Genomic DNA, 4,538 nt, shown 5'->3' with positions numbered 1-4,538 from the left:
CTGGCCGCCGGGCTCCCATGTGTTCCGGCTCAACATCACAAGAAGCCCGCCGTAGATGAACACGACGGCACTCAGCGCCAGCCAGATGACTCGCGCCGTCTTTTGCGCCGCGGCAAAGGTTCCGGGGCCGGGATTGGTACTCATGGCATTGCTCCTTCAGCCGGAGCTTTCTCGGCGGGTGCGGCTGCTGCCGGTTCCGCCTCCGGCGGCTCCGTCTCTACTGGCTCTTCCACGTGTCCGGGCCACCAGGGCTGTTTGCTTGCCTCTCTCAGGCTGCGCAGCGCCAGGTCCCGCGCAATCTCCCGCTGCGCCTCGTCGGGCGCGGGCGCAAGGATCAGGATGAAGTAGGCGACCGAGGCGAAGAGGAAGCGGGCCGACTCTTCGGTCTCAACACGGCCCACGGTCTCGCCCTCTGGGTTGATGAGGGTCATCTCCATCACATACTTCTCTTCGCAGACGGCCGGGATCGCTCCGCCGGTCAGTATCGGGAGCAGGATCCACCCGCTCGCCGGGTCGTGTTTGATCAGACGGATGTCGGCGCGCCAGGTCCTGGGCACCGGCGCCGGGTAGAGGTTCACGAACTGGTAGGAACTCTCGAACGCCTGCTCGACGGCATCCTGCGCGCTGCGCCATTCGTCGGTCGCATAATCGACCGTCCGTTGGTCGACGTCCCCGCGCAGGCCGCCCTCGCTCCGCAACACCAGATCGAACCCGAAGGAAAATTTCTCGATGGGCGTGCGGCTGCGCGAGAACGATTCCGGACGCACCCGGTCCCCGCGGCGCATGCTCGTGGCGCCGCATCCGGCAAGCAGCGCCGCGGCAAGCAGCAGTGAGAACGCGCGGGCGAAGCGCTTCATTTGGATTCCTCCGGCGCGAGGCCCTTGGCCGCCTGCTCGAGCACGCGGGTGACAATGCGCCCGAGCGCGCCCTGCTCGATCTCGGTGAAGTCGCCCCAGAACGGGCCCTGCCCGTGGGAGAGGGTTTCGGATGCGTGGTAGTAGGCCAGTTCCTTGCCCTGCGCGTCGAAGACCTGCAGGAAGACCACGAACTGGGAGCGGCTCTGCTCCGGGACGTTCTTGCCCTGAAACGAAGTCGAGCGCCGGTAGACGGGGAACTGCACCTCGAAGCGCACATCGCCGGGCGCCATCTCGCCGGGCAGCAGGTTGAAGTCCTCGAAGTAGACCCCCGCGCGCGCAACGCGGCGCAGCGCGGGGCGCAGCTCCCGTTCGAGGTCGGGCTTCCACCCGCGCGCCAAGGGGTCGGTGACCTCCACCTTGCCCAGCCACACCCGCACCGGCGCACGCACCTTCACCGGCACCGCCGGATCGGGAATTGCCGCCCCGGGCGTGCCATGGATGCCGGCCCCCGCGTGCGGAACGCACCCGAAGAGCAGCAGGGCCAGAGCAATGGCTGCGCGTTTCATAAGCACTATGTAACCCGCCAGCCCGGCAGGGGTCCACTTCGGGAAGGTGTAGCGTTTTGCGACAGCACTGCGTTGAGATGCCCCAAACCGCAGGATTTCTGATATCGTGGGGCGATACAATCCACCGATGGGAAGAGAACTAATGAGACGGCACCTTTGCCTGTTCATCTGGGCAGTCTTGCTCCTGGCATCGTGCAATTCGGATCAACTCCGACCGCCCACGATCATCAAGCTGGACCCCGATCCCGAGCCTCCCGAGACGAAGATCCAGCCACGCCCTTTCATCATTTGGGAAGACGCGACGGGCGCATTTGTGGGCGAGATTGAACCGGTGTTTCTCGACGCAAATGGCTGGGCCTGGTGGGTCGATCCTCTGACCGGCCTGACACCGGCCCGTCCCGAACTTCCCGGCGAAACAATCGCAGCGGTCACCCCTGCATATACCAACAACGATTGCACGGGCACCGCCTACATTCCGCTTGACGACAAGTTCACTTCCCTGTGGAGCGATACCGTTCCAGCGCAACGTGCGGGATTTCCTTTTGAAGTCGTCGGACAGGCCGGGTACCACGTCGTCCCTCCGAATGCGTCCGCGGGACCGCAGATACTGGCGTCCTATCTGACAGAGAGCGGTTGCGTCGAGGGCAGTCCCGATGGCACGACGCACGTGCTTCTGAGCGAAACAGTCCCCGGCACGCCGATTTCCGCACCGTCCTTTACCGGGCCGCTTCACGCGCGAACCGTCGATGCGTGGGCTTCCCCACCGCCAGTTTGGGTCGATTCAGCCGGCACGCCGCTTGGCACCCTTTCCCACCTGGGGCACGATGTCAGGACCGGTCGGTCTTTGATCCCCACCTGGATGGCACGACCTCGGATCTATTTCGACGATGCCGGGCATACCTGGCCCATTGACGATTACAGCGGCGAAATTAAAACCGCGAATGTCAGCAGAGTTTATACGTCCGGCAATTGCAGCGGCGACGCCTACCTGCTTCACAACGGTTTCTTCGGCGATCCCGCATTTCCTCTCCCCCCAATTCTTCGACTGAACAATTGGCCGGCGGGCATGATCTTTTACGTTCATGGCGTATCAGATCCGCGTGTCCTACCGACCACTCCGCTGACACTCCAGACACTCCACGTTTCATCCTATTTAGATGAAATGGGGTGCCAGGCGGAGGTTTTCGATTACACCGGTATTGCTTATGCAGATACACTGAGCGTACCCGAAGCCTCGGCCCCTCCGCCATTTGTTCCGCCATTCCATCTGGAGCCGGGCACCAGCCATGCCCTTCCCTACCTCGGCTGGGTCGACGCCGAAGGCACGCTGGTCGCTGCAGGTGGCGGCCGGCTGCTGGATTCAGACGGTCTGCTCTACGCCCTGACCCGTGGCGATGAGACAGGACTTGCGACGATCTACAACAAACCTCCGGCCATGGCTTTTGCATCGATCGACTGCACAGGAGAGGCCTACGTACCACTCCAGCACGGGGGAAATTCCGCTCTGTTCACTCCAGGCGCTTACGACACTCCATTCATATTGGGAATGGATTTTGTGCTGCGCTATCTCCCCACATCGGTCACGCCCGTTCCTCTTTCTTACCAATCCTTTCAGTCTGGGCCGACCTGCATCGACTTCATCAGCGGAACGGTCGATGCCGTACCAATGAGCATGCTCCCGCTTGATCCTCCCTTTCCCCAGGAAGCCAGTGGGATCAAATGGCCTCTTGCGACAGTTCCGATGACGATCGAGTAACACGAAGGGCCGCCCATTCGGGCGGCCCTTTTCTTTGGCTGGATACTGTTGCGCGCTACTTGTAGGCAATCCCCATGCTGCACGGCCCGCCGAGCGGCACGACTTCGGTGCGGGAGAAACCCGCTTCCTTGCACCAGCCGGCGAAGTCCGCGCCGGAGTAATCGAAGGCGTCGCCGAATTCGATCAGCATGTTGAGCGACATGAACAGGCCGAACGCATTCTCGCGCCGGGCGTCGTCGATGAGATTCTCGATCACGACGAAGGCGCCGCCCTCAGGAAGCGCGTCGTAGGCGGCGCGGATGAGGTGCATCTTGTTCTCGAGATTCCAGTCGTGGAGGATGAGTCCCATGGTGATGACATCGGCTCTTGGCAGCGCGTCCTTGAAGAAGTCGCCCGAAGCCGTGCGCACGCGGCCACCCAGACCCGCGCCGGCGATGCGGCGCTTGGCAATGGGCTCGACCACCGGCAGGTCGAAGCTCGTGCACTCCATGTGCGGGTTGGCCTGCGCGACGAGGATCGAAAGGATGCCGCTGGCGCCGCCCACGTCACAGAGGGTCTTGTACTTCGAGAAGTCGAAGGCCTGCGCGAAGGCGGCGAAGTTGGGCGTGGAGATTCCACTCATGGCGCCCATGAATTGCTCGAGCCGCGCCTCGTCGGCATAGAGTTCGTCGAACATGGGCGCGCCCGTGGTCTTCACTTCGTTCTGGGGCTTACCGGTCCTGAGCGCCTCGGTCAGGTCGGCCCAGAACCGGTAGAGCCGCGAGTTCGACATCTCCAGAATGCCGCCGATGTACGTGGGTTTGTTCTTGTCGAGAAAGGTGCCCGTCTCGGGCGTGTTCTCGTAACGCCCCGTCGCACCATCGCCCTCTCGCAGGAGAAACCCGGTCGCCACCAGTGCGTCGAAAAAGTCATGGCGCGCCCGCTCGCACACGCCGAGCTCGCCCGCCAGTTCTTCCGCGGTCAGCTTGCGATCGCCGAGCGTCGAAAAGAGCTCCAGCTCCACCGCGCTCAAAAGAATCTTCGACGGCCAGAAGGCCATCCCCACTTCCATGATTTTCTCGGGCGTGACCCGGGAAGGATCCAGTTGCTCCGACATAACCCCGCTCCTTGTGTGCGTCACGAGTTCGCGCGCGTGACGCCTGCTTTTGTTGAATGGGGCGAGTTTAGCCCGGGCCCGGGAAAAGGCGAGCGGGGGCGAAGCGCCCCCTGTGACACCTGCTGTCGCACCCGCGCGTTAGTCTGGGAGCTGCAAGGGAGGGCTATCCCCTGGCAAGCAGCGACGAAGCATTGCGCCGCGAATCGAAAAAAAGGATTCACAGGATGGACATGATCAGGACGGGAGAAATTCTCTTCGCCGGG

General features: G+C 62.9%; 4 protein-coding genes. 1 reads left to right on the top strand and 3 read right to left on the bottom strand.

Annotated features, from left to right (window positions below; all coding sequences use genetic code 11):
* Positions 1–140 precede the first annotated feature (140 nt).
* Together KDH09_12175 and KDH09_12170 are read right to left on the bottom strand one after the other, a co-directional pair.
* Positions 141–857, bottom strand: coding sequence for a hypothetical protein (locus KDH09_12175; protein MCB0220446.1), 717 nt, complete (start codon positions 855–857; stop codon positions 141–143).
* Positions 854–1,423, bottom strand: a complete 570-nt coding sequence (locus KDH09_12170; protein MCB0220445.1) for a hypothetical protein — start codon at positions 1,421–1,423, stop codon at positions 854–856. The genes KDH09_12175 and KDH09_12170 overlap by 4 nt, the downstream gene beginning before the upstream one ends.
* Before the next feature lie 142 nt (positions 1,424–1,565).
* Here KDH09_12170 and KDH09_12165 point away from each other — a divergent pair, with 142 nt between their 5' ends.
* Positions 1,566–3,179: a hypothetical protein gene (locus tag KDH09_12165; protein ID MCB0220444.1), complete on the top strand. Its 1,614-nt coding sequence runs from the start codon at positions 1,566–1,568 to the stop codon at positions 3,177–3,179.
* A 55-nt stretch (positions 3,180–3,234) separates the two neighbouring features.
* Here the strand turns inward: KDH09_12165 and KDH09_12160 are convergent, their stop codons facing one another.
* A complete protein-coding gene (locus KDH09_12160) occupies positions 3,235–4,275 on the bottom strand; it encodes a methyltransferase (protein MCB0220443.1) in 1,041 nt (346 codons plus the stop codon).
* Positions 4,276–4,538: the final 263 nt, after the last annotated feature.

It is taken from the genome of Chrysiogenia bacterium, from assembly GCA_020434085.1.
Taxonomy (GTDB): Bacteria; JAGRBM01; JAGRBM01; order JAGRBM01; family JAGRBM01; genus JAGRBM01.
Note: the sequence above shows the minus strand (reverse complement) of the source record. Positions and strands in the feature narration are given on the sequence as shown.